The sequence below is a fragment of the Amycolatopsis sp. cg5 genome (assembly GCF_041346955.1).
GTDB lineage: Bacteria > Actinomycetota > Actinomycetes > Mycobacteriales > Pseudonocardiaceae > Amycolatopsis.
Genome location: NZ_CP166849.1, coordinates 4,098,279 through 4,119,357 on the forward strand (window position 1 = coordinate 4,098,279; position 21,079 = coordinate 4,119,357).

General features: G+C 70.3%; 21 protein-coding genes and 1 pseudogene. 7 read left to right on the forward strand and 15 right to left on the reverse strand.

Features of this window, described 5'->3' with window-relative positions:
* Positions 1–10: 10 nt before the first annotated feature.
* From AB5J62_RS18500 to AB5J62_RS18540, 9 genes are all read right to left on the reverse strand, one after another.
* On the reverse strand, positions 11–931 hold the full coding sequence (locus AB5J62_RS18500; RefSeq protein ID WP_370949466.1) for a carbohydrate ABC transporter permease: 921 nt from the start codon (positions 929–931) through the stop codon (positions 11–13).
* Positions 928–2,331 carry an ABC transporter substrate-binding protein gene (locus AB5J62_RS18505; protein WP_370949467.1) on the reverse strand — a complete coding sequence of 468 codons (1,404 nt, stop codon included), beginning with the start codon at positions 2,329–2,331 and terminating at the stop codon, positions 928–930. The genes AB5J62_RS18500 and AB5J62_RS18505 overlap by 4 nt, the downstream gene beginning before the upstream one ends.
* A 33-nt stretch (positions 2,332–2,364) precedes the next feature.
* The gene (locus tag AB5J62_RS18510) at positions 2,365–3,204 is read right to left on the reverse strand and encodes a class II fructose-bisphosphate aldolase (protein ID WP_370949468.1); all 840 of its coding nucleotides are present in this window, start codon (positions 3,202–3,204) and stop codon (positions 2,365–2,367) included.
* Between the two features lie 10 nt (positions 3,205–3,214).
* On the reverse strand, positions 3,215–4,096 hold the full coding sequence (locus AB5J62_RS18515; protein ID WP_370949469.1) for a 1-phosphofructokinase family hexose kinase: 882 nt from the start codon (positions 4,094–4,096) through the stop codon (positions 3,215–3,217).
* Positions 4,093–4,968, reverse strand: a complete 876-nt coding sequence (locus AB5J62_RS18520) for an ROK family protein (protein WP_370949470.1) — start codon at positions 4,966–4,968, stop codon at positions 4,093–4,095. The genes AB5J62_RS18515 and AB5J62_RS18520 overlap by 4 nt, the downstream gene beginning before the upstream one ends.
* A gap of 1 nt (position 4,969) precedes the next feature.
* On the reverse strand, positions 4,970–5,851 hold the full coding sequence (locus tag AB5J62_RS18525) for an SIS domain-containing protein (RefSeq protein ID WP_370949471.1): 882 nt from the start codon (positions 5,849–5,851) through the stop codon (positions 4,970–4,972).
* 92 nt (positions 5,852–5,943) lie between these two features.
* On the reverse strand, positions 5,944–6,699 hold the full coding sequence (locus AB5J62_RS18530) for a hypothetical protein (protein WP_370949472.1): 756 nt from the start codon (positions 6,697–6,699) through the stop codon (positions 5,944–5,946).
* A gap of 75 nt (positions 6,700–6,774) precedes the next feature.
* On the reverse strand, positions 6,775–8,913 hold the full coding sequence (locus tag AB5J62_RS18535; protein WP_370949473.1) for an RICIN domain-containing protein: 2,139 nt from the start codon (positions 8,911–8,913) through the stop codon (positions 6,775–6,777).
* Between the two features lie 134 nt (positions 8,914–9,047).
* A complete protein-coding gene (locus AB5J62_RS18540; protein WP_370949474.1) occupies positions 9,048–9,614 on the reverse strand; it encodes a TetR/AcrR family transcriptional regulator in 567 nt (188 codons plus the stop codon).
* A gap of 95 nt (positions 9,615–9,709) precedes the next feature.
* Between AB5J62_RS18540 and AB5J62_RS18545 the strand changes: the two genes are divergently transcribed.
* The 6 genes from AB5J62_RS18545 to AB5J62_RS18570 all read left to right on the forward strand — a co-directional run bounded on the left by AB5J62_RS18545 (position 9,710) and on the right by AB5J62_RS18570 (position 14,787).
* Entirely contained in the window at positions 9,710–10,621 is a 912-nt protein-coding gene (locus tag AB5J62_RS18545) for an alpha/beta hydrolase family protein (protein ID WP_370949475.1), read from the forward strand.
* Positions 10,622–10,648: 27 nt separating this feature from the next.
* Positions 10,649–11,221 (forward strand): YdcF family protein, encoded by a 573-nt coding sequence (locus tag AB5J62_RS18550; RefSeq protein ID WP_370949476.1) that lies wholly within the window; start codon positions 10,649–10,651, stop codon positions 11,219–11,221.
* 85 nt (positions 11,222–11,306) lie between these two features.
* Positions 11,307–12,212 carry an ABC transporter ATP-binding protein gene (locus AB5J62_RS18555; RefSeq protein WP_370949477.1) on the forward strand — a complete coding sequence of 302 codons (906 nt, stop codon included), beginning with the start codon at positions 11,307–11,309 and terminating at the stop codon, positions 12,210–12,212.
* Positions 12,213–12,225: 13 nt separating this feature from the next.
* Positions 12,226–12,930: a hypothetical protein gene (locus AB5J62_RS18560; RefSeq protein WP_370949478.1), complete on the forward strand. Its 705-nt coding sequence runs from the start codon at positions 12,226–12,228 to the stop codon at positions 12,928–12,930.
* 58 nt (positions 12,931–12,988) lie between these two features.
* Positions 12,989–14,134, forward strand: coding sequence for a sensor histidine kinase (locus AB5J62_RS18565; protein WP_370949479.1), 1,146 nt, complete (start codon positions 12,989–12,991; stop codon positions 14,132–14,134).
* Entirely contained in the window at positions 14,131–14,787 is a 657-nt protein-coding gene (locus tag AB5J62_RS18570; RefSeq protein WP_370949480.1) for a response regulator, read from the forward strand. Before AB5J62_RS18565 ends, AB5J62_RS18570 begins: the two co-directional genes overlap by 4 nt.
* A 53-nt stretch (positions 14,788–14,840) precedes the next feature.
* Here the strand turns inward: AB5J62_RS18570 and AB5J62_RS18575 are convergent, their stop codons facing one another.
* The 6 genes and pseudogenes from AB5J62_RS18575 to AB5J62_RS18600 form a co-directional block, all read right to left on the reverse strand.
* Entirely contained in the window at positions 14,841–15,959 is a 1,119-nt protein-coding gene (locus AB5J62_RS18575; RefSeq protein WP_370949481.1) for an iron-containing alcohol dehydrogenase family protein, read from the reverse strand.
* Positions 15,956–16,366, reverse strand: coding sequence for an NAD-binding protein (locus AB5J62_RS18580; protein WP_370950291.1), 411 nt, complete (start codon positions 16,364–16,366; stop codon positions 15,956–15,958). The genes AB5J62_RS18575 and AB5J62_RS18580 overlap by 4 nt, the downstream gene beginning before the upstream one ends.
* A gap of 96 nt (positions 16,367–16,462) precedes the next feature.
* Positions 16,463–16,884 (reverse strand): annotated as a pseudogene (locus tag AB5J62_RS18585) (NAD(P)-dependent oxidoreductase); the annotation flags it as partial.
* A gap of 27 nt (positions 16,885–16,911) precedes the next feature.
* Positions 16,912–18,411 carry an aldehyde dehydrogenase gene (locus AB5J62_RS18590; protein WP_370949482.1) on the reverse strand — a complete coding sequence of 500 codons (1,500 nt, stop codon included), beginning with the start codon at positions 18,409–18,411 and terminating at the stop codon, positions 16,912–16,914.
* Positions 18,399–19,508, reverse strand: a complete 1,110-nt coding sequence (locus tag AB5J62_RS18595; protein ID WP_370949483.1) for a mandelate racemase/muconate lactonizing enzyme family protein — start codon at positions 19,506–19,508, stop codon at positions 18,399–18,401. Before AB5J62_RS18595 ends, AB5J62_RS18590 begins: the two co-directional genes overlap by 13 nt.
* A complete protein-coding gene (locus tag AB5J62_RS18600) occupies positions 19,505–20,050 on the reverse strand; it encodes a formaldehyde-activating enzyme (RefSeq protein WP_370949484.1) in 546 nt (181 codons plus the stop codon). Before AB5J62_RS18600 ends, AB5J62_RS18595 begins: the two co-directional genes overlap by 4 nt.
* Positions 20,051–20,186: 136 nt before the next feature.
* Between AB5J62_RS18600 and AB5J62_RS18605 the strand changes: the two genes are divergently transcribed.
* On the forward strand, positions 20,187–20,969 hold the full coding sequence (locus AB5J62_RS18605; RefSeq protein ID WP_370949485.1) for an IclR family transcriptional regulator: 783 nt from the start codon (positions 20,187–20,189) through the stop codon (positions 20,967–20,969).
* Positions 20,970–21,079 lie beyond the last annotated feature (110 nt).

Here is a 21,079-nt window from a genome sequence, read left to right on the forward strand (position 1 = left end):
CTCAGAGCCCTCAGAACTGGATCGCGTCACGGCGCATCAGCCGCCGCAGCAGCACGACGAGCAGCGAGACCAGCGCGATCATCGCCACCGCGCAGGCGCAGGCGGCGCCGAAGTCCGGCGTCCCGTTGGACCCGAAGGTCCGGTCGAACACGTAGACGCCGAGCGTCCACGCCTGGTTCGGCGGCGCGTAGGTGCCGGGCCCGGCCAGCACGAACACCAGCTCGAAGATCTTGAGCGCGTTGATCGTCCACAGCACACCGGCGACACCGACCACGTCCCAGGTCATCGGCAGCGTGATGTTCCGGAACTTCTGCCACGGCGACGCGCCGGCGAGCGCCGCGTCCTCGTAGAGATACGGCGGGATCCGGTCGACCGCGGCCATCAGGATGGTGATGTAGAAGCCGGAGCTCGCCCAGATCAGCGACGCGGTCACCACACCGGTCACATTGGCCGGTGCGAGGAACTTCGCCGCGTCCGCGCCGACGTGCTCGAGCAGGTAGTTCGCGAGGCCCTGTTTCCCCGGCTGGTACTTGAAGACGAAGCCGAGGAACATGCCGAGCGCGACCGGGGCGACGATGTTCGGGAAGAACAGGATCGCCCGCACCACCTTCCCGCCGCGCATGTCGCGCAGCACCATGGTGAACAGAAACGCCAGCGCGAAGGTGCCGATGCCGCCGACGAAGACGTAGAAGAGCGTGTTCCGGAAGGCGTACTGGAACGAGTCGCTCTGCCACATCTGCGTGTAGTTCGTGACGCCGTTGGCCTGCGGCGTGTCGCCCGCGCCGGACCAGCTGGTGAAGCTGAGCACGACCGTCGCGATCGTGGGCAGCACGAGAAAGGCCAGGTAGAGCGCCAGCGCGGGCACGGCGAACGGCCAGAACAGCCGCCGTTTCCGCCGCGCGTGCGCCCCACCCATGGTCAGCGTCGTCATCGGCCTTGGCTCTTCCAGAACTCGGCGCCCTTGGCCGCGAGCTGCTCGACGAACTGCTGCGGCGTCAGCGCGCCCTTGAGCAGCGCGGTGTCGGCCGGGTCGAACACGTCGGTCTGCCACTTGCCGCCCGCTATGCCGTCGATCCCGTCGTACTGGAGCACGTGCTCCTTCTTCGGGTCGTCCATCGCGGCCTTGACCTGCTTCAGGTCGTCCGGCACGGCCAGGTCGGTGCGCGGCACGAGGTTGTCGGCGACCGCGGGGATGCCGGAAAGCAGGTCCTTGTTGAGGAAGTAGGCGATGAACGCCTTCGCCGCCTCGGCGTGCTTGGCCTGCTTCGGCACCGCGAAGCCGATCGACATCTGCTCGACCGTGTCGTGCGTGGCCTCCGGCGGCATCGGGAATTGGAACGAGCCGTAGGACACCTTGGTGCCGGACCCCTGCTTGTCGAGGTACTCACGCGTCTCGCTCGGCGCCCAGGTGCCGACGTAGAGGTACTGCGCGTCGCCGTCGGCCCAGCGCTGCTGGATCTGCGGGAACTTCGCCGCGTCCCAGCCGTCGATGAAGTGCTTGGGCAGGCGTGCGGTCTGCGTCGCGGCCTTGAGGAAACCGGGCTCGGTCAGCCAGGCCTGGCCGGTCTTGTCGGTCGCGGCCTTGTAGAGCCCGCCGGAGCCGACGTAGCGCTCGGCGAGCTGGGTGAAGAAGTACATGTTGTAGAACGGGATGTCGCCGTCGAGGCTGACGGCGGCCTTGCCGTCGGCCTTCGCCTTGTCGAACAGGCCGATCAGGTCGTCCATGGTCTTGGGCTCCTTGAAGTCCTTGACCCGGTCCTTGCCGTACCACCAGGCACTGGACTGCACGGTGTACGGGACCATGAAGTTGTGGCCCTCTTTGTCCTTGTTCTGCGGGAAATCGTAGGAGCTCGGGGTCAGCACGTCCTTGACCGTCTTGTCACCCTCGCCGACCTTCATGGCGAAGACGTCGTCGACGCTCTGCGTGCCGCCCGGCGCCATGATGGCCGCGCCGACCTTGCTGACGTCCTGATCGAACAGGTCGGGCACGGCGCCGGTGTTGAGCGCGGGCACCAGGTTCTGCGTGTACGCCTTGCGGCCCAGCCACTGCACGGTGACCTTGACGCCGGTCTTCTCCTCGAAGCACTTGAAGGCCTTCTGCAGCACCTTGCCCTGTGGCTCGTCGGCCGTCCACATAGCCCAGTAGGTGAATTCCTTGTCCGTGGCGGGTTTCGTGCCCGCTTCAGGGCACGGCGCGGAGAGGAACTGCTCGACACCGGGCAGCGCGTTCTCGCCGCCGCTCGGGGTTCCGGCCGAGCCGCCGTCCCCGCACGCGGTGAGGGAAAGCCCGAGCGCGGCCGCGGCCGTCACTGTCATGACCTTGCGTCGCATGGCAACCTGCCTTTGTCTTGTGTCGAGCATCTGTCAACAACTCCGCTCAAGGACCGTGAGCAGCCGCCGCACCTCGGCGGTGACGGCCTCGCGCCCGGCGCCGAGATACCGGCGCGGGTCGACCCGGTCCGGATGCGCCCGCCAGTCGCCCGCGGCGGCCGCGGTGAACACCTTGTTCAGCTGGGTGGCGATATTGATCTTCGTCATGCCCGCGTGGACGGCGGCGGCGAGCCCGTCGTCCGGCACACCGGAAGAACCGTGCAGTACCAAGGGAACCGGCACCTGGTCGCGTAGCCGCGCGATCAGCTCGACGTCGAGCGCCGCGTCCCGCGTGAGCATCGCGTGCGAGCTGCCGACCGCGACGGCGAGCGCGTCCACCCCGGTGGCCGCGACGAACTCGGCGGCCTCGTGCGGGTCGGTACGGGCGCCGGGCGCGTGCACGCCGTCCTTGCCGCCGACCTCGCCGAGCTCGGCCTCGACCCAGACGCCATGGTCGTGGCAGTGGCCTGCCATCTCACGGGTCGCGGCCACGTTGTCCGCGTAGTCCATTGTGGACGCGTCGAACATGACAGAGCTGAAGCCGAGCTTGACCGCCTCGCGGACCAGCTCGGGGGACTCCGCGTGGTCGAGATGCACCGCGACGCCGATGTCGGCCTCCCGCGCGGCGGCGAGCGCCGCTTCGCCGACCGGGGCGAGCGCGCCGTGGTAGCGGACCGCGTTCTGGCTCAGCTGCACGATGACGTCGGTGTTCGCGGCCCGCGCGCCCGCGATGATCGCGGTGATGTGTTCGAGCTGGATGGCGTTGAACGCGCCACAGCCCCGGCGCCGCGCACGCGCGGCGCCGACGATCTCGCCGGTGGACACCAGCGGCATGGCAACTCCTCTAGGACGGGTGAACCGAGACCAGGTCTCGTTCGCGGCGGAAGTAGGGAAGGTCGACGTCGCCTGCCAGCGCGCCGCGGACGGCCGCCGCGGACAGCGCGACCGCGTCGCGGAGGATGCGGGGCCACGAGTCGCGCCGGAGCAGGCCGAGCGCGATCGCGGCGACGGCCGCGTCACCCGCGCCGGTCGGATTGCCGGTCAGCACTTCGGTCGGGGTGGCGTGCCAGGTCCCGGCCTGGGTGACGGCGAGCATGCCGTCCTTGCCGAGCGAGACGATCACCGTGCCCGCACCGGCCTTGCGCAGTTCGGCGGCGGCGGACTCAGTGTCGGCCAGGCCTGTCACCTCGCGGAGTTCGTCGAGGTTGGGCTTGACGACGGTGGGTTTCGCCTTGAGCCCGGCTAGTAGCGCGTCTCCCGAGGTGTCCAGGATGGACAGTCCGCTGAGGAGGGTGGCGTACCCGTCGGCAGGGCAGCCCGGCGGCAGACTGCCCGAGCAGACCAGCACGTCGGGGTCTTGGCTTTGTGCGGCCCGGTCGAGTGCGGCCCACTCGGCCTGGGTGACCTCCGGGCCCGGCTCGTTGAGCAGGGTGGTGGTGTCGCCGAGGACGGTCGTGGTCCGTCGCGTCTCCCCGGCGATCGGCACCAGCCGGGCCGGGATGCCCGAGGCGGCGAGATCGTCCGAGAACGCGTGCCCGGTCCGGCCGCCGATGGTGGCGATGGCGCGGACGTCGGCGCCGAGCGCGTGGAGCACGCGGGCGACGTTGACGCCCTTGCCGCCGGCGCGCTGCCGTACCGAGCGCACCCGGTGTGTTTCGCCTGGCCGGAAGCTGTCCACTGTGTACGTGACGTCGAGTGCGGCGTTCGGCGTCACGGTGACGATCATCGTGCCGCTCCCAGCGCGAGCAGCCCGGCGCCGAGGCATCCGGCCTCATCACCCAGCTCGGCTCGCCTCAGCAGCGGCTTCCGCTGGAAGGTGAGCTTGGTCTGCTCGTCGACGCGTTCCAGCAGGCCCGGTGCCTCGAACAGGCCGCCGCCGAACACGACGACCTCGGGCGCGAGCAGGGTGGCCAGCAGGCGCAGCGCGGCGGCGAGCGCGTCGACCGCCTCGGCGATGACCGCGTCGGCGTCCGGATCCCCTTGGCGGGCAACGACTTCGCGGGCGCCGTCGACCGGGATGCCGGACCGCTCGGTGTAGCGCCGTGCGATCGCGGCCGCCGACGCGACGGCCTCCAGGCAGCCGGTCGCGCCGCACCCGCAGACGTCGTCGTGCCCGATGTCGACGTGCCCGAGCTCGCCGGCGCGGCCATCCGCCCGGTAAGGCCGCCCGGCGAGCAGCAAGGAGGCCGCGATCCCGGTGCCGACCGGGACGAAGGCGATGTCGTCGAAGCCACGCGCGGCGCCGAGCCGATGTTCGGCGACCCCACCGGCGGTGACGTCGTGTCCGAACGCGACAGGCATCGCCAGCCGCTCGGCGAGCAGGTCTGCCATGGGCACGTCACGGAACCCGAGGTTGGCGGAGAACTCGGCCAGTCCGTTGTGGACGACCCCGGGCACGACGACCCCGGCCGCGTCGACCGGCAGGCCGAGTTCGCCGATCATCGCGGCGACCTGGTCGGCGACGGCGATGCCGGGTTCCGCCCCTCGGGCGGTCGGCCGCCGGAGTTCGGCGACCCGCGTGAGGCCGTCGCCCACCGGCTCGTACACCGCGGCCTTGACCGTGGTGCCGCCGACGTCGACCGCCGCGACCCTCGTCATCTCAGGTCAGCACGACGGAGCGGGTGAGGCTCCGTGGCCGGTCGGGATCGAGCCCCTTGTTCGCGGCGATCGCGCCCGCGACCCGTTGCGCGCGCACGAGATCGGCGAGCGGGTCGAGTCCACTTTCGACGAAGGTGCCGCCGGTGCGGCGCACGTCGTCGGCGAGCCCGTCCGGCGCGGTGCCGAACATCCAGGTCACCCGGCCCGGCTCGGCGATGCTGATCGGGCCGTGCCGGTAGTCCCACGCCGGGTACGACTCCGACCAGAACAGGCACGCCTCGCGGAACTTCAGCGCGGCCTCGTGCGCGAGCCCGACCGACCAGCCGGTCCCGAGAAAGCTGAACTGCTCCGCCGAAAGCAGCTCCGGCGCGAGCGGCTCGGCCAGCACCTGCTCGGCCTGCTTCGCGACCGGCTCGATGTCCTCGCCGAGATGCGTGCGCAGCAACGCGAGCGTGCTGGTCGCGAACCGCGTCTGCACCACCGAGCGTTCGTCGGCCGAGGACAGATCGATCACCGCGTCGGCGGTCCCATCGACCTCGGCCGGAACCCCGGTGATCACGGTCGTCGAGCTGACCCCGCGCATCTTCGCCAGCAGCGACCGCACTTCGGTCGTGGTGCCGGAGCGGGTCAGCGCGATGACGTGGTCGTAGCGCCGTCCCAGCGGGAACTCCGACGCGGCGAACGCGTCGGTCGCGCCGTGCCCGGCCTGCTCACGCAGTACCGCGTAGGCCTGCCCGATGAACCACGACGTCCCGCACCCCGCGATCGCCACCCGTGCCCCCGGCTCGGGCAACAGCCCGGCGACGGAGCCGGCCAGCGTGGCCGCCTCACGCCAGCAGTCCGGCTGGCTGGCGACTTCGGCCGCCATGTAAGTCCCGCTCATGTGCTCCCCATCAGTGCCCGGTCATGCGCAATGACCACACCGTAGGTGCAAGTTCATGCAACGTCAATGCACGTTTCGAGCAACTTCGCGCATCAATCGCGCAGTCGAACCGCCAGTAGTTGCGCGATGACGGTCACCGCCGCCGCGACCGCGAACGCGACCGCCCCCAGCGGACGGACCAGCAGCGAGAGGGTGAGGCAGAACGTCGCGAAGCTGAACAAGCCCGTGAGCGTGCCCGCGAGCGTCTTCGCGGTGACGTGCGCTCCGGCCTGCGCGTGCACGAAAGCCGCCACGACACTGGTCGCGATGGGAAACGGCGCGAGCAGCCCGGTCCAGCGCGGTCCGAGCGCCCCGGACGCCGTGGTCACGGTCAGCACGAGGACGGCGGTCGCGAGCGCTCGGCCGGTGAGGTCCCAGCGAGGCTTCTTCGCGGGAGCTTCGTGCTGGTTTTCCTTGGTGGGCATGAGAATTCCGGCCCCGATGGTCGCGGCCAGCGTGAGCGCGAACGCCAGTGCGACGTTGAGGTGGAGTAGCGAGAGCGCCGCGTCGATGGCGAGCACGGCGCACCAGCTGATGGCGAGCGTGACGAGGGTGCCGAATCTCCGCGCGCCGTGGGCGAATACGACCACGAGCGCCGCGAGCGAGACGAGCCCGAGCAGCGACGACGCGGCCGCATCGGCGGCGAAATCCCTGCCGTGCCCCAGAAACGTGATGAATAGGATCGGCCCGGCGACGATGGGAAGCCCGACGAGGATCCCCGCCACGTGCGGTCCCCAGCGGCGGCCCGCCAGCGTCGACCCGACCACCAGCGACGGCGCGAGAAAAAGCTTCAGCAACAGTACGGTCACTTACGTACATTGTGCCAGCTCAAAGCTCGTGAGCGTTGCGGGCGGTTCTAACCGCCCGCAACGCTCACGAGCCCTTCAGGCGAGGCTGGACCAGCGTTGCAGGGCCGAGCCGGTGTCGGGCTGCTGCGTGACCGCGGCGCCGTTGGCGGCCGACGCGGTGGTCAGCAGCAGGTTGCTCTTGACGGACTTGAACGTGTACGTCCCGTCGGCGAGCTTGGACGCGGTCCAGTGCTGGTTGGTCCCGCCCGTGCACGTCCACTGGATCACGGCCGCGCCGGCGCTGGTGGCGCCGCCTTCGACGTCGGCGCACAGCCCGGATTCGGTGTTGCGCAGCTCGTACGAGCCGTCCGCCTGCGGGGTGAATTGCCAGCGCTGGTTGGCGCCGCCGTTTGTGGCCCAGGTGACGAGCTTCGTGCCCGTCGCTGAACTGTGGCCGGGCACGTCCAAAGCCTTGCCGCCCACCGCGATGGCGTGCGTGCCGCCGAGGCCGGCGTCGCCGGTCGGGGTGACGGTCATGGTCTGCTGGGCGGCGGTGCGGCCGTCGCCGGTCCAGTGCCGGACCGGGGTCGTTTCGGCGGTGGTACCGGTCAGCCCGAGCACGAGGCCGCTGTAGCGGTTGACCAAGCGATAGGTGTCGCCGCCGCGGATGGCGAACCACTGCTGTCCGACTCCCGCGTTGCCGGACGTCACCGTCGGCGCGGTGCCCCAAGCCCTGGGTGCTGTCCCGGAGGAGCCGACGCCGAGCAGGCCGCCGGTCGCGGCGTTGGTGATCCGGTACGAGCCGTCGCCGTTGCCGGTGAACGTCCATGACTGCAGAGTCGAGCCGGAACCCGGGGCCGAGGTGGTCGCCGAGCCGCCGGAGACCTGGGCGAGCACGCGTCCGTCACCGTTGGCGATCCGGTAGGTCTTGGCCGGGTCGAACGGGGCCGACGGCCGCGATGGGTTGTCCACCGACAGGTTCACGTACTCCGCCGAGGAACCGCCGGAGCAGCCGAAGGAGCAGTAGGCGCGGAAGTTCTTGCCGACGATCGTCGAGCTGGTCTTGTTGGCGCTGTCGACGAACCAGCGGTACCACGACGCCGTGCGGTAGGTGCCGGTGTCGCCGATCAGGTGCCACTTCTGCGAGGCGAGGTCGTCGGTGGCGTAAAGCTGCTGAGGCGCGTTGCCGCTCTGGTCGACCGCCTGCGGCTCCCCGAGGTAGAGGCCGAGGTAGGCGTTGTACGTGATGTCCATGACGAACAGTGGTGACGTCGCGGGCATCTTGCCCGCCGCGATCTGCTGGTTGGCGGTGCCGGTGTTCGCCGGGTCGTATTCCTTGGCGGGCGGGGTGTAACCGTTGGCGTTGCCCGCGTCGACCGGGACCTGGTTGCTCTCCTTGCCGCCGACGCCGGGCTGCGACCACGCGCCGTCGTACCACTTGCGCCAGGAGCCCGGCGCCATCTTGGCCGACATCGGGGAGCGCGCGACGTGGCCGTAGAACGCCTTCCAGCTCCCGGTCTTGTCGACCACCCGCGAGCCGTAGAAGACGTAGAAGTAGCCGGACGCGACGTCGGCGTACAGGCGCTGGTCACCGTCGCCGTAGTAGTACGTCTGGTTCGGGAACGCCGCCGTGTCACCGCGCCGGGTGCTGAACGGTGAGGTCAGCACGTGATCCTTGATCGTCCAGGTGCGGCCCTTGTCCTTGGACACGGCGTAGTCGATCGCGTCGTAGTGCAGGCCGTCGCCGAAGGGCTGCGGCGTGAACTCGTTGTGCACCAAGCCGTACCAGTCGCCGGTGTCCGGATCCACCCAGGTGCCGACCAGGTCGCAGAAGTTCTTCTGCGAGTAGTGCGAGCCCGCGGGCGGGTCGGTCGACTCCTTGCCGGTCGGGCTGTTGTTGCACCGCCAGGTGGTGTCGTTGTTGCGATCCTTGCTGTTGGCCGGGTTCACCGCGTCGCTGATCGCGCTCGAGCGGGTGGCGTCGTCGAAGTTCGAGCCGGTGAAGAACTCCCATTCCCGCACGTCGTTCGCGCCGTAGAGGGCGGCGGACTGCTGGAAGTAGAACGTCCCGTCCTTGTCGAGGTAAGGCGCGGCCGGTGCGTCGGTCGGGTGCGTCCAGGCGCCCTTCGCCCCGACGGTCACGGTGTAGCCCCCGGCGGGCGGATCGGCTGCGGCGGCGGTCAGCCCGCCGCCGAGCAAGGCCACGGCGGCGGTCAAGGCCAAGACAGGACGCATGATGGGGCTCCCTCGGCTGGATGAGCGAAGGTGCTCGCAACGGCGCACAATCGAGCATCTTCGAGCACTATGGTGTGCGAACATGATGAAGTTTGTTCGCTTGGCTGTCAACCGACGTTCGATGTGGGTTAGGGCTAGCGGCGGCACCCGTCGAGCAGGAGGCGGATGCTGACGCGCGCGTCGTAGTCGGGGTCGACCCGTTCGGCGCCGGCGCAGATGTCGCCGATCGCGCGAAGCAGCTGGTAGGCGGTGATCTCCGCGATGACCTCGCCGGCGTCGCGGGCGGCGGACAGGATGTCGGCGAGCACGGGAACCAGGCGGTCGAGGAACACCGTGTGCAGTGCGGCGAAGCCGTCGGGGTCGTCGCGCATCGCGGCGGCGAGGCCGTGTTTGGTGACGAGGAAGTCGACGAAGAGGCTCACCCACTGACCCAGCGCGGTGAACGGGGACGCGGCGTCGGCGAGCAGCGCGGGGCCCGCTTCGGCGCAGGCGTCGACCTGGTGGCGGTAGACGGCCACCACGAGGTCGGCGCGGGTGGGGAAGTGGCGGTAGATCGTGCCCATGCCGACGCCCGCCTCGGCCGCGATGCGCCGGACCGGTGCGTCCACGCCGTCGGTGACGAACACCGCGGCGGCCGCGTCGAGCAGGGCTTTCTCGTTGCGGCGGGCGTCCGCGCGCTTGGGTGCGTCGGCTGCGGGCATGTGGCTGTCCTCTCCCGTGGTTGCAAAACGGAACAGCGCTCCATATATTTGGAACAGCGCTCCGTTTAGTGGAGTCTACGAGAAGGAAGCCACTCATGCCCGCACCCAGTGCCATTCCCGCCATGCCCACGCCGATCATCAGCGTCAAGCCGGTCGTCCTGCCCGCGCCGGAGCGCGGCGACGACCTCCAGGTGCGCCTGTCGGCGCCGGTCACCGGCACCGGACTGCCCGTCGTCGTCCTCGCGCACGGCAACGGGAAGTCGATGTCCTCCTACGACCCGCTGGTCGATTTCTGGGCGAGCAACGGTTTCGTGGTCGTCCAGCCCACGTTCCTCGACTCGCGGACCGTCGCGCTCACGCCTGACGACCCCCGGTACCCCGACATCTGGGACATCCGCGTCCAGGACCTCGGGCGCGTGCTCGACGAACTCGACCGCGTCCTCGCCGCGATTCCGGGGCTCGGCGAGCGCGTCGATCGCGAGCGCATCGCCGTCGCGGGACATTCCTGGGGCGGCCAGACGGCCGGGATGCTGCTCGGCGCGCGTGTCGTCGGTGTCGACGGTCCGAACCGGACCGATCCGCGAGTCAAGGCCGGGGTGCTCTTCGCGACCGCCGGGCTCGGCGGCGACGAGCTGACGCCGTTCGCCAAGGAGAACTTCTCCTTCCTGAATCCCGATTTCAGCGGCCTGACCACGCCGACGCTCGTCGTCGCCGGTGATCACGACCAGTCCGCGCTCTCGACGCGCGGCCCCGACTGGTTCACCGACGTGTACCGGCTCAGCCCCGGCGCCCGCGCGCTGCTCACCCTGTCCGGCGGCGAACATCTGCTCGGCGGCATCCACGCGTATGACGCCGCCGACACCACCGACGAAAACCCGGGCCGCGTCGACGTGATCCGGCGGGCCTCCTGGGCGTTCCTGCGCAGCGAACTCGGCATCGACGATCTCGCCTGGAAGCAGGTGCAAGCCGAGATCGCCGAGCCTCTTGGGCGAATCGACACCAAATAACGCCACCGGCTGGGAAGATCGCGGGCCATGAACCGGAAAACACTGGTGGGCCTGGGATTTTTCGGAGTCGTCTGCTGGGGCGAGTTCGTGCACTGGCGGGCCAGCCGCGCGCTGACCCGCGGCCGGCTACCCGCGCGCACCGAGGCGGTGCTCGTGCTCGGCTACCGCAATCCCGGCGAGAGGGTGAACGTCCTCAACCGCTGGCGCGTCCGGGCGGCGCTGCGCTCGGTCGACCCCGCGTTGGCGTCGACGCTCGTTTGCTCGGGCGGGCCTTCCGAGGCGAAACTGATGGCGGACTACGCGGCGACCCTCGGCTTCACGGGGGAGGTCGAGCTGGAGGAAGAGTCGCGCAGCACCTGGCAGAACGTCGAGTACGCGCTGCCGCTGATCGAGCACGCCGAGCAGATCAAGATCGTGTCCAACCCGCTGCACGGCCAGAAGGCGCGTCTCTACCTGCGTGAGCTGCGGCCGGACCTCGCCGAGCGCCTGGTCCGGGCCGCCGACTACCGGCTCGGTGAGGCGTGGCCGGTCAAACCGCTCTTCGCGCTCTACGGGCTTCGCGACCTGGCCGGCGCGAAACGGAAGTTCAAGCGCGACTGAACACGATCGGGGTCCTACCCGGGTAGGACCCCGATCGTCTCCTGGCAGGACGATTCGGCCGGGTTCCGGCGGCACGCTGATCTCCATGATCGAGACACAGAACCTGACCAAGCGCTACGGCGACACCGTCGCCGTCGACGATCTCTCCTTCGCGATCCGGCGTGGCCGGGTCACCGGGTTCCTCGGGCCGAACGGCGCGGGGAAGTCGACCACCATGCGGATGATCCTCGGCCTGGACAACCCGACTTCGGGGCAGGCGTTGATCGGGGGCAAGCCGTATCGGGAACTCAAGGATCCACTTCGGACGGTCGGCGCGCTGCTCGACGCCAAGTGGACGCATCCGCAGCGGTCCGCGCGGGCGCATCTGACCTGGGTGGCGGCGACCAACGGGATCGCGATGACCCGCGTCGACGAGGTGCTCGAACTCGTCGGGCTCACCTCGGTCGCGAAGCGGCGCGCGGGCGGGTTCTCGCTCGGCATGGCGCAGCGGCTGGGGATCGCCACCGCGCTGCTCGGTGATCCCGAGGTGCTGCTGTTCGACGAGCCGGTCAACGGGCTCGACCCCGAGGGCATCCACTGGATCCGCGGGCTGCTGCGCCGGCTGGCCGACGAAGGCCGGACCGTGCTGGTGTCGAGCCACCTGCTCTCGGAGATGGCGCTGACCGCGCAGGATCTGGTCGTGATCGGGCGCGGCAGGCTGATCGCGCGGTGCGGGGTCGAGGAGTTCGTCGACCGGGCGGGCGACAAGGCCGTCCGGGTCCGCTCGCCGCGCACCGCCGAGCTGCGTGCGCTGCTGGAACTGCGGCAGGCGATGTTCTCGGTCGACGGGGACGCGACCATCGTGTCCGGAATGGACAGTCAGGCGATCGCGGAACTGGCCGCAGCCAACGCGATCGTGCTGTACGAGCTGAGTGAAGTCCGTGGCTCGCTGGAGGACGCCTTCATGCGCCTGACCGGCGACGCCGTCGAGTACCACGCCGAAACCCGCTGAGAAAGGCATCGCCATGAAACTGCTGCTCGCCGAACGTGTCAAGCTCCTGTCCACTCGCACGCCCTGGTTCTGCCTGATCGGCACGGTCGCCGTACTGCTGCTCGGCAGCCTGTTCGCCGCGCTGAACACCGGACGGCCGCTCATGCTCCAGGACGTGGTCGACTGGCCCGCTGTCCGCATCGGACTGGTGGTCGTGCTGGTGCTCGCCGCGCTCGCGGTCACCACCGAATACCGGTTCGGCACGATCCGGACGACCTTCGAGGCCGTGCCCACCCGCACGCCCGCGCTGCTCGCCAAGACAACGGTGGTCTCGGTAGGCGCCGCCATCGCCGGGCTGCTCGGCTCCGCGGGCGCGCTCGCCGTGGCCGCCGTGTTCGCGCCGGCCGGCAGCGAGCTCGGGCTGCACACCGAGGGCGACTGGCGGCTGGTGCTCGGCGTGAGCGTGTTCTACGCGGTCGGCGCCGTGATCGGGGTCGCGCTCGGTGTGCTGATCCGGCACACCGCGGGCGCCGTCGCGGTGATGGTCGGCTACCCGATGATCGTCGAGACCATGCTCAACCCGATGCTCGGCAAGAAGGCGCAGTTCAGCCCGTTCAACCTGGGGCAGGCTTTCCTGGGCGGACCGGCGGACGCGTGGTTCAAGCTGGTGGCCTACACCGCGATCGCCGCCGCGCTGCTGGCCGTCGCCGCGGTGGTCGCGAAGCGGCGGGACGCCTGAGGTGAACCTCCTGCACTCGGGGTCGCGAACGCACGGGATGCGTAGTTAGGTGAACGACGTGAGCAAGGCGAAGCTGACCGATCTGCTGCTGATCATCCTGTTCGGCGTGCTGTCGGTGCCGAACGTGGTCATGGCGAACGAGCCGTTCGTGGTGCCGCTGGTGATCGTCGTGGCACTGCTCGCGACCATCCCGCTCCGGCGCCGCTATCCGTTTCCGGCGGCGCTGGGCGGCATCGCGGTTTTCGCCGTGCACGGCTCCCTGCCGATGAACTACACATCCGTGCTGGTCGCGGCCGATCTGGTGCTGCCTGTCCTGCTCTTCTCCGTGACGGTGCACGGGAAGCGGCGTGACCTGTGGGTCTCGCTGGCCGCCGCCGAAGTCGTCTTCCTGGCCTGGGCACTGCGCCTCGGAACGGCCGCGTGGCTGTTCTTCTCGCTGTTCACCGCCATCGTGGTCGCCGCGGTCGCGGTGGGCGAGGCGGTGGCGAGCCACCGCAGACGGCTGGCCGACGCCCGTGACCGCGCTCGCGAGGCCGAGGAGCACCGCGACGCGCTGGCACGGGCCGCGGTCGCGGAGGAACGCTCGCGTATCGCCCGCGAGATGCACGACATCGTGGCGCACGCGGTCACCACCATGGTCATGCAGTCCGAAGGCGCGCGGCTGGTGGGCGCCAAGAATCCCGCCGCGGTCGACGAAGCACTGCTCGCCATCGGGTCGACCGGCCGCGAAGCCGTCGCCGAACTGAGGCGGATTTTGGGACTGCTCAGGGAATCCGAGGCCGAGACCGAACCCCAGCCAGGCCCGGACGCGCTCGGCGAACTGGCGAACAGGATGCGCGCGGCCGGCCTGGAGATCCGGCTCGTGGTCGAGGGCGACGCGGCGGACGTGCCACCGGGTGCTGCCATGACCGCGCACCGGATCGTGCAGGAGGCACTGACCAATGTGGTCAAACACGGCCCGCGGGACAGCCGGTGCACCGTGACCGTCCACTATGGTCGGCCGAGGGAGCAGGGCCGCACGCTCGCGATCGAGGTCGTCAACGACGGGCCACCCGTGGCCGGGCGGCCGGGAGCCGGATACGGCATCCTCGGCATGCGGGAGCGCGCTTCGCTGTACGGCGGCGAGGTGACCACCGGCCCGCGGCCGGACGGCGGTTTCCGCGTCGCCGCCCGGCTCCGCCTCACGTCCACGGAGCCCAGATGACCCATCGTGTGCTGATCTGCGACGACCAGGCGCTCACCCGCGGCGGCCTGCGCATGATCATCGAGAGCACGGACGACCTGGTCTTGGCCGGTGAAGCCGAAAATGGCGCTGAAGCGGTGGACATGGCCGCGCGGCTGCGGCCGGACCTCGTGCTGATGGACGTCCGCATGCCCGTGCTCGACGGCGTTCGCGCGACCGAGCGGATCTGCGCCCGCGACGCCGAGGTCAAAGTGCTCATGCTGACCACCTTCGACCTCGACGAGTACGTGCTCGCCGCGGCTCGGGCGGGCGCCTGCGGGTTCCTGCTCAAGGACGCGAGCGGCGAGGACATGCTCTTCGCGATGCGTGCCGTGCTGCGCGGCGACCGCGTGCTCGCGCCCGCCGTCGTCGACCGGATGATGAGCCACTACCTCGACGCGCACCCCGTGCCCTCGGACGACCGCCGCCTCGCCAGGCTCACCGAGCGCGAACGCGACGTGCTCGTGCTGGTGGCGCGCGGGCTGAACAACACCGAGATCGGCGAGCGGCTGTACATCGGCGTGACCACGGTGAAGACCCACCTCGGCCGGATTCTGGCGAAGCTCGAGGTCCGGGACCGGCTGCAGGCGGTGGTGTTCGCCTACGAGCACGGCCTGGTGACGCCGGCGCGTTGACGTGAACGCCACTTCCGCAACGTTGTGCGTTGCGAAAGTGGCGTTCACGCGGGTCAGTAGACCGATTCGAGCAGGGTGAGGACCTCGGCCTCGGTGGGATGGCGCGGTGCGTTCTTGGTGACCGCGTCGGCGATGGCGTCGGCGGCGATGACCGGGAGGAGGTCGCGGGTCGCGCCGAGGTCGCGCAGCGGGCGTTTGATCCCGAGCGCGGACGAGACACCGCGGACGGCCTCGATCGCGTCGCCGGCGTGGCCGAGCACCTGCGCGGTCTGGATGTAGGCCGTTGACGCCTCGGTCGCGCTGAACGTCATGACCTCCTCCAGCACCGACGCGAGCGCGACGCCGTGGGGGGTGCCGGTGTGCGCGGTGATCGCGTGCCCGATCCCGTGCACCAGGCCGAGGCCCGACAGGGTGAGCGCGTGCCCGGCCAGATGTGCGCCGAGCATGAGCTGGGACCGGGCTTCCAGGTCGGTGCCGTCGCGGTGGGCGAGCGGCAGCCAGTGGCCGACGAGGCGGATCGCCTGTGCGGCGTAGCCTGCCGAGATCGGGTTGGCGCCCAAGGAGGACAACGACTCGATGCCGTGCACGAGCGCGTCGAGTCCGGTCGCGGCGGTGATGTGGGCGGGCAGGCCGATGGTCAGTTCCGGGTCGAGGACGCAGATCTTCGGCTTGACCGAGGAGTGTCCGATGTAGACCTTGCGCTTGGCGCAGGTGTCTTCGGTGACGCCGAAACCGTTGGTCTCCGAGCCGGTGCCGGAGGTGGTCGGGATCGCGATCAGGGGAGCGCCGTCGGCGGCGTCCCACAGCGAATCGGCGTCCGCGGCGTGCGCGCCGGGGTTGCCGGAGAGCAGGGAGATGCCCTTCGCCGCGTCCAGCGCGGAGCCGCCGCCGAGGGCGAGCACGGCCGCGTGGCCGAACTCGGCGAGACGGGCGGCGCCGCGGTCGAGTTCGGTCGTGGCCGGGTTCGGGCCGATGTCCTCGTGCGTCGCGTGTTCGATGCCCGCCGCGGTGAGGATCCGCTCGACGCGGCCGACGATGCCGGTCGCGCGCAGTCCGCGGTCGGTGACGATGAAGGCGCGGTCTCGGTCAAGAGAGGCCAGGAACGCCGGGAGTTCGGCAAGGACGCCGGGGCCGAATTCGGTGCGGCCGGTGGGTTCGACGGAGATTCTCACGTCAGGTCACCGCCGAACGCGACCGCGGGGGAGGGCAGGCGGAAGTCGCGCCCGGCGAGCGTTTCGTAGAGCCGCATCGGGCTCATCTCACCCGCGAGGTCGCCGAAGGTCGCGCGTGCCCGGCGGTAGACCTGCTCGACCAGCGCCGAGAGTTCCACCGGCATGCCGACGTCCCGGCCGACGTCGACGGCCAGCCCGAGATCCTTGCAGGCCAAGGCGATCGCGAACGACTCGTCGTAGTCGCCGTCGGCGAGCACGCACAGCGCGTCGTGCTCCAGGAAGTGTGAGGCGGCCGGGCTGGCCAGCAGCGACGAGCGCAGCACGCCCAGGTCCACTCCGGACTTGACGCCCATCGCCAGCACCTCCGAGGTGGCCACCAGGTGACTGAACCACAGGAGGTTGATCATCAGCTTGACCGTGTACCCGTGCCCGGCGGCGCCGACGTGCAGCACCTTGGCCGGGTCGCCGAGGATCTCGAACAACGGCAGCGCGTACTGGAAGTCGGCCGCCGCGCCGCCGACGAAGATCTGCAGCGAGCCCGCTTCGGCGCCGCGCGCCATTCCGCTGACGGGCGCGTCCAAGCGACGGATTCCTTGTGCGTCAAGGACTTCCTCTGCGATGCGGCGTGCCGTCGCCGGGGTGGACGTGGACATGTCTATCCACAATGAACCCGGTGCCATCGCCCGCGCGGCGCCTTCGCGCAGCATGACGTCTTCGATGACGCGCGGGGTGGGAGCATGGTGATCAGGACGTCCACGCCCGCGGCGCAGGTCGCGGCCGAGTCGACCCAGCGCGCGCCGAGCGCGAGGTGCTCGACACCCGCTTCGGGGCGCACGTCGTGCACGGTCACGTCGTGGCCCGCGGTGATCAGGTGCCTGGCCATGTGGCGGCCCATGTTGCCGAGGCCGGCGAAGCCGATCTTCATCGTTCAGCCCTCACAGGGGTCGTAGCGTCAGGAGAGGTCCAGCCAAGTGGTCCTGAGCGCGGTGTAGGCGTCGAGCGCGTGCAGCGACTTGTCCCGGCCGGCGCCGGTCGCCTTGAAGCCGCCGAACGGGGTGATCACGTCGCTCGCGTCGAAGGTGTTGATCCAGACGGTCCCGGCGCGCAGCCGCCTGGCGATCTTGTGCGCCTGCGTCACGTCACGGGTCCAGACCGAGGCGACGAGGCCGAAGTCGGTGTCGTTGGCCAGCCGGACGCCCTCGCCGGGGTCGCCGTCGTAGCCGATGACCGACAGCACCGGCCCGAAGATCTCCTCGCGCGCGATGGTCATGTCGTTGCGCACACCGTCCACAATGGTCGGTTCGAGGTAGGTGCCCCCGGTTTCGGTGAGCACCCGGTTGCCGCCGTGCACGACCGAAGCGCCTTCCTCGCGGCCGATGTCGAGGTAGCGCATGACCGTGCCGAGCTGGTTTTCGTCGACCAGCGGGCCGAGCACGGTCGACGGGTCGAGCGGGTCGCCGATCCGGAAAGTCCGGTCGGTCAGGCTGGTGATCTCCGCGAGCAGTTCGGCTTTCGACTCGTGCGGGACGATCAGGCGTGACCCGGCGTTGCAGGTCTGGCCCGCGTTGTAGAAGATGCCCCACGCCACCGCCGAGGCCGCGGCGGCGAGGTCGGCGCCCGGCAGCACCAGCTGCGGCGACTTGCCGCCCGCCTCGACCGCCACCTGCTTGCCGTTGGACTCGCCCGCGTAGACCTGGAACAGCCTGCCGACCGGCGGCGAGCCGGTGAACGCGATCTTGTCGACGTCGCGATGCCTGCCGAGCGCCTGCCCGACGATCTCGCCCCGGCCGGGCACGACGTTGAGCACGCCGTCCGGCAGACCGGCCTCGGTGGCGAGCCTGGCGAGCACGAGCGCGGCCAGCGAGGTCTGCTCGGCCGGTTTGAGCACCACCGAGTTGCCGGTCGCCAGCGCCGGGCCGAGCTTCCACGAGGTGATCAGCAGCGCGTAGTTCCACGGCACGACCGCGCCGATCACGCCGAGCGGCTCACGGGTGATCCAGGCCAGCGCGTCGCCGGGGGTCGGCGCCACCTCGTCGTAGGTCTTGTCGACCGTTTCGGCGTACCAGGCGATGGTCTCGGCCGCCTTGGCCACGTCGATCCGCATCGACTCGGTGATCGGCTTGCCCATTTCGAGCGTGTCGAGCAGCGCCAGCTCTTCGGCGTTGGCCAGTATCAGGTCCGCCCAGGCCAGCAGGATCCGTTTGCGCTCGCGTGGCGGCAGGTCGCGCCAGCGTCCATCCTCAAAGGACTGCCTGGCCGCGTGGACGGCGCGGTCGACGTCTTCCGCGCTGCCTGCCGGTATGTGAGCGATCAAGGCGCCGTCCCTCGGCGAGATGCTGGGGAGCGTCTCGTCCGAAGTGGACTCGATGAACCGGCCGTCGATGAACGGCCGCGTCTCGGGGTCCACTTTGTCCAGTGCGGCGAGCCAGTGCTCGTGGGTCAGAGCCGCCATCGGTCGATCGCCTCCTCGTCGAGCCGGATACCGAGCCCGGGTGTCTGGGGGACTTCCAGCTCACCAGCGGACGTGATCATCACCGGCTCGGCGAGCATGAAGTCGCGCCGCTCGGGTGTCCAGCCGGGTGGGTCCCAGGGGAATTCGAAGTACGGGCCGCCGCCGACACCGGCGGACACGTGCAGGTTCGCCAGCACGCCGATGCCGTTGGTCCAGCTGTGCGGGGTGAACGCGCGGTGCTTGAGCTGCGCGAGCTCGGCCAGCGTCCGGGCGCGGTGCATGCCGACCGCGAGCACGACGTCCATCTGGTACACGTCGAGCACGTCCGCTTCGAGGTACCGCAGCAGCTCGGGCACCGAGTGGTGCATCTCGCCTGCCGCGATCCGCACGCCGGGGTTGTCGGCGCGCAGTGCCCGGAACCCGTCGATGTCCGCGTACGGCAACGGCTCCTCGACCCAGAAAACGTCCAATTCGGACAGTTGCCTGACCAGCCTGCGGGTGCGGACCAGGTCGGTCGCGGCGGCGGTGTCGCCCGCCATCCGCCAGGACTGGTTGAGGTCGACCATGATCTCGAAGTCCGCGCCGAGCGCCTCCCGGACCGCGGTCACCGCCGCGACGCCTTCGCCGATCCGGTCACGGTCGATCCGGATCTTCATCGCCCGGAACCCGGCCTCGCGGGCCCGGAGCGCGGTCTCGACGCGCTCCTCCGGCGGCTTCAATTCGGCCGAGGAAGCATAGGCGCGCAACGACTTCGCGGAGTTGCCGAACAGCGCCGACACGGGCAGCCCGGCGACCTTGCCGATGATGTCCCACAGCGCGACCTCCAGTGGCCAGTAGCTGCCACCGTGGAAGTTGGCCGTTTCGATCGCCTTGACGTGGCGGACGATGTCGAGCGGGTCTTCGCCGAGGAACAGGTGCTTGACCTGCTCGAACCCGGCCATGGTGTCGCCGGAGCCGATCCCGGTGACGCCCTCGTCGGTGTGCACGCGCACGATCGTGGCGTCGAAGTGGCGGCGGGGTTCGGGGTCCCAGGCCGCGCGCAGCGGCGGGTCCAGGTCCAGCCGCAGCCGGTCGAACGTGATGTCGACGATCTTCATCGGGTCACCGCCGTCTTCGCCACCAGCGCCTCGCCGGGCGTGTAGAACGGGTTGGCCGCCCCCGAACGGGCGACGGCGAGCACGTCGTCGACCTTCGGTGTGCCCGCGACGGCGGCGGCCACCGCGCGGAACGCCGCGGCCCGCTGGTTGGCGAACGCCTCGTCGAGGTCGTCCACCGCCGGGTTCACCCAGATCGCGGCGATGATCAGCAGGTTCGCCGCTTCGTCGAGCGGGATGAGATCGCCGAGCGCGTCGGTGACCCCGAGTGCGAGACCGGCCTGCGCGGCGCCCCAGGTCGCCCGCTCGTGCAGCTCGCCGACGGCGGCGGCCTTGGGCACGAACAGTGTCGGCGGCTGGACCGGGACGGACGGCTTGAGCACGGTCACGAACGGCACGTGCCCGGCGCTCGGCGTCGCCAGCGCGGTCGCCCACGCCGTCTCGACCGGGCCGCCGCGCCTGCCCAGCACGATGTTCGTGTGCGCGGCGTTCACGCCGTCGCCGACGAAGGACTCGCCGATGAGCGCGGTGGGCGCGAAAGTCATGGAAACTCCAGCGTCGAAGGGGAAACTCCTTGTGCTCCAGCGAAAGTAAGAGCGTGGGCGGCGGCCGGACAAGGGCGGCGCCGACATTGCAACCCGGGTTGCGCTGCCGCCAACCCGGTGGAGTTAATCTGCGCGGATGACGCCGATACCGCGCAACCAGGGCCACGGGCTGCGCCGTGATCTCGACCTGCTGGAAGCGCTGGCGTCGCCGGAGGCCCAGCGGGCGGGCGGACTCGGTGTCGTCCGCATCGCGCAGGTCACCGGCCGGGAGAAGAGCCTGGTCTCGCGGGCGCTCAAGGCGCTCGCCGAGGAGGGCATCGTCGAGCGCGACCCGGACACGCTGGAGTACCGGCTCGGCTGGCGGCTGTTCTCGCTGGTCGCGCGGACCGTCGAGGACCGGCTGATCAAGGTCGCCGAGCCGGTGATGCACGTGCTCTCGGCCGAGCTGGAGGAGACCAGCCACCTGTGCGTGCTGCGGGACCAGGCGGTGCTGACGCTGCTTTCGGTGTCGGGGCACTCCTACCGCGTGCACGGCTGGGAGGGCCGTGACGTGCCGGCGCACAGCACGTCGGCCGGGCGGATCCTGCTGCTCGACGCGACGCCGGACGAGCTGTACGTGCGGTTCCCGTCGGACGCGGACCTGCTGCCGGGGATGTTCTCGAAGATCCAGCAGGCGCGCCGTGACGGCTTCGCGCAGGTCCGCGAGGAGTTCGAGGCGGGACTCGTCGGGGTGTCCGCGCCGATCAGGGATTTCCGGGGCAGGGTGGTCGCCGCGCTCAACATCTCGGCGCCCGGTGAGCGGCTGGCCGACCGGCTCGAAGCCGCGGGCAGGACGACCGCGCGGGCGGCCGCGAAGGTGTCGGCGCAGCTCGGCTGGGAGGCGCGGCCCAAGCCGCCGGTGACCGCCCGGCTGACCTGAGCGTCCGGTTGGCGTCAACGCAACCAGCGTTGCGAAATCCCCGGATTCCTTGTCGCACCGTCGAATCCGCGCCTAATTTTCCTCATCGCCGAAACAGCGCGGAGGAGCAG

Coding starts and splice junctions, on each gene's coding strand:
- AB5J62_RS18500 (WP_370949466.1), bottom strand. CDS start 931: ATGACGACGCTGACCATGGGTGGGGCGCACGCGCGGCGGAAACGGCGG.
- AB5J62_RS18540 (WP_370949474.1), bottom strand. CDS start 9,614: ATGCCCGCAGCCGACGCACCCAAGCGCGCGGACGCCCGCCGCAACGAG.
- AB5J62_RS18520 (WP_370949470.1), bottom strand. CDS start 4,968: ATGACGAGGGTCGCGGCGGTCGACGTCGGCGGCACCACGGTCAAGGCC.
- AB5J62_RS18510 (WP_370949468.1), bottom strand. CDS start 3,204: ATGCCGCTGGTGTCCACCGGCGAGATCGTCGGCGCCGCGCGTGCGCGG.
- AB5J62_RS18515 (WP_370949469.1), bottom strand. CDS start 4,096: ATGATCGTCACCGTGACGCCGAACGCCGCACTCGACGTCACGTACACA.
- AB5J62_RS18555 (WP_370949477.1), top strand. CDS start 11,307: ATGATCGAGACACAGAACCTGACCAAGCGCTACGGCGACACCGTCGCC.
- AB5J62_RS18570 (WP_370949480.1), top strand. CDS start 14,131: ATGACCCATCGTGTGCTGATCTGCGACGACCAGGCGCTCACCCGCGGC.
- AB5J62_RS18535 (WP_370949473.1), bottom strand. CDS start 8,913: ATGCGTCCTGTCTTGGCCTTGACCGCCGCCGTGGCCTTGCTCGGCGGC.
- AB5J62_RS18600 (WP_370949484.1), bottom strand. CDS start 20,050: ATGACTTTCGCGCCCACCGCGCTCATCGGCGAGTCCTTCGTCGGCGAC.
- AB5J62_RS18590 (WP_370949482.1), bottom strand. CDS start 18,411: ATGGCGGCTCTGACCCACGAGCACTGGCTCGCCGCACTGGACAAAGTG.
- AB5J62_RS18525 (WP_370949471.1), bottom strand. CDS start 5,851: ATGAGCGGGACTTACATGGCGGCCGAAGTCGCCAGCCAGCCGGACTGC.
- AB5J62_RS18550 (WP_370949476.1), top strand. CDS start 10,649: ATGAACCGGAAAACACTGGTGGGCCTGGGATTTTTCGGAGTCGTCTGC.
- AB5J62_RS18605 (WP_370949485.1), top strand. CDS start 20,187: ATGACGCCGATACCGCGCAACCAGGGCCACGGGCTGCGCCGTGATCTC.
- AB5J62_RS18545 (WP_370949475.1), top strand. CDS start 9,710: ATGCCCGCACCCAGTGCCATTCCCGCCATGCCCACGCCGATCATCAGC.
- AB5J62_RS18580 (WP_370950291.1), bottom strand. CDS start 16,366: ATGATCAACCTCCTGTGGTTCAGTCACCTGGTGGCCACCTCGGAGGTG.
- AB5J62_RS18505 (WP_370949467.1), bottom strand. CDS start 2,331: ATGCGACGCAAGGTCATGACAGTGACGGCCGCGGCCGCGCTCGGGCTT.
- AB5J62_RS18560 (WP_370949478.1), top strand. CDS start 12,226: ATGAAACTGCTGCTCGCCGAACGTGTCAAGCTCCTGTCCACTCGCACG.
- AB5J62_RS18595 (WP_370949483.1), bottom strand. CDS start 19,508: ATGAAGATCGTCGACATCACGTTCGACCGGCTGCGGCTGGACCTGGAC.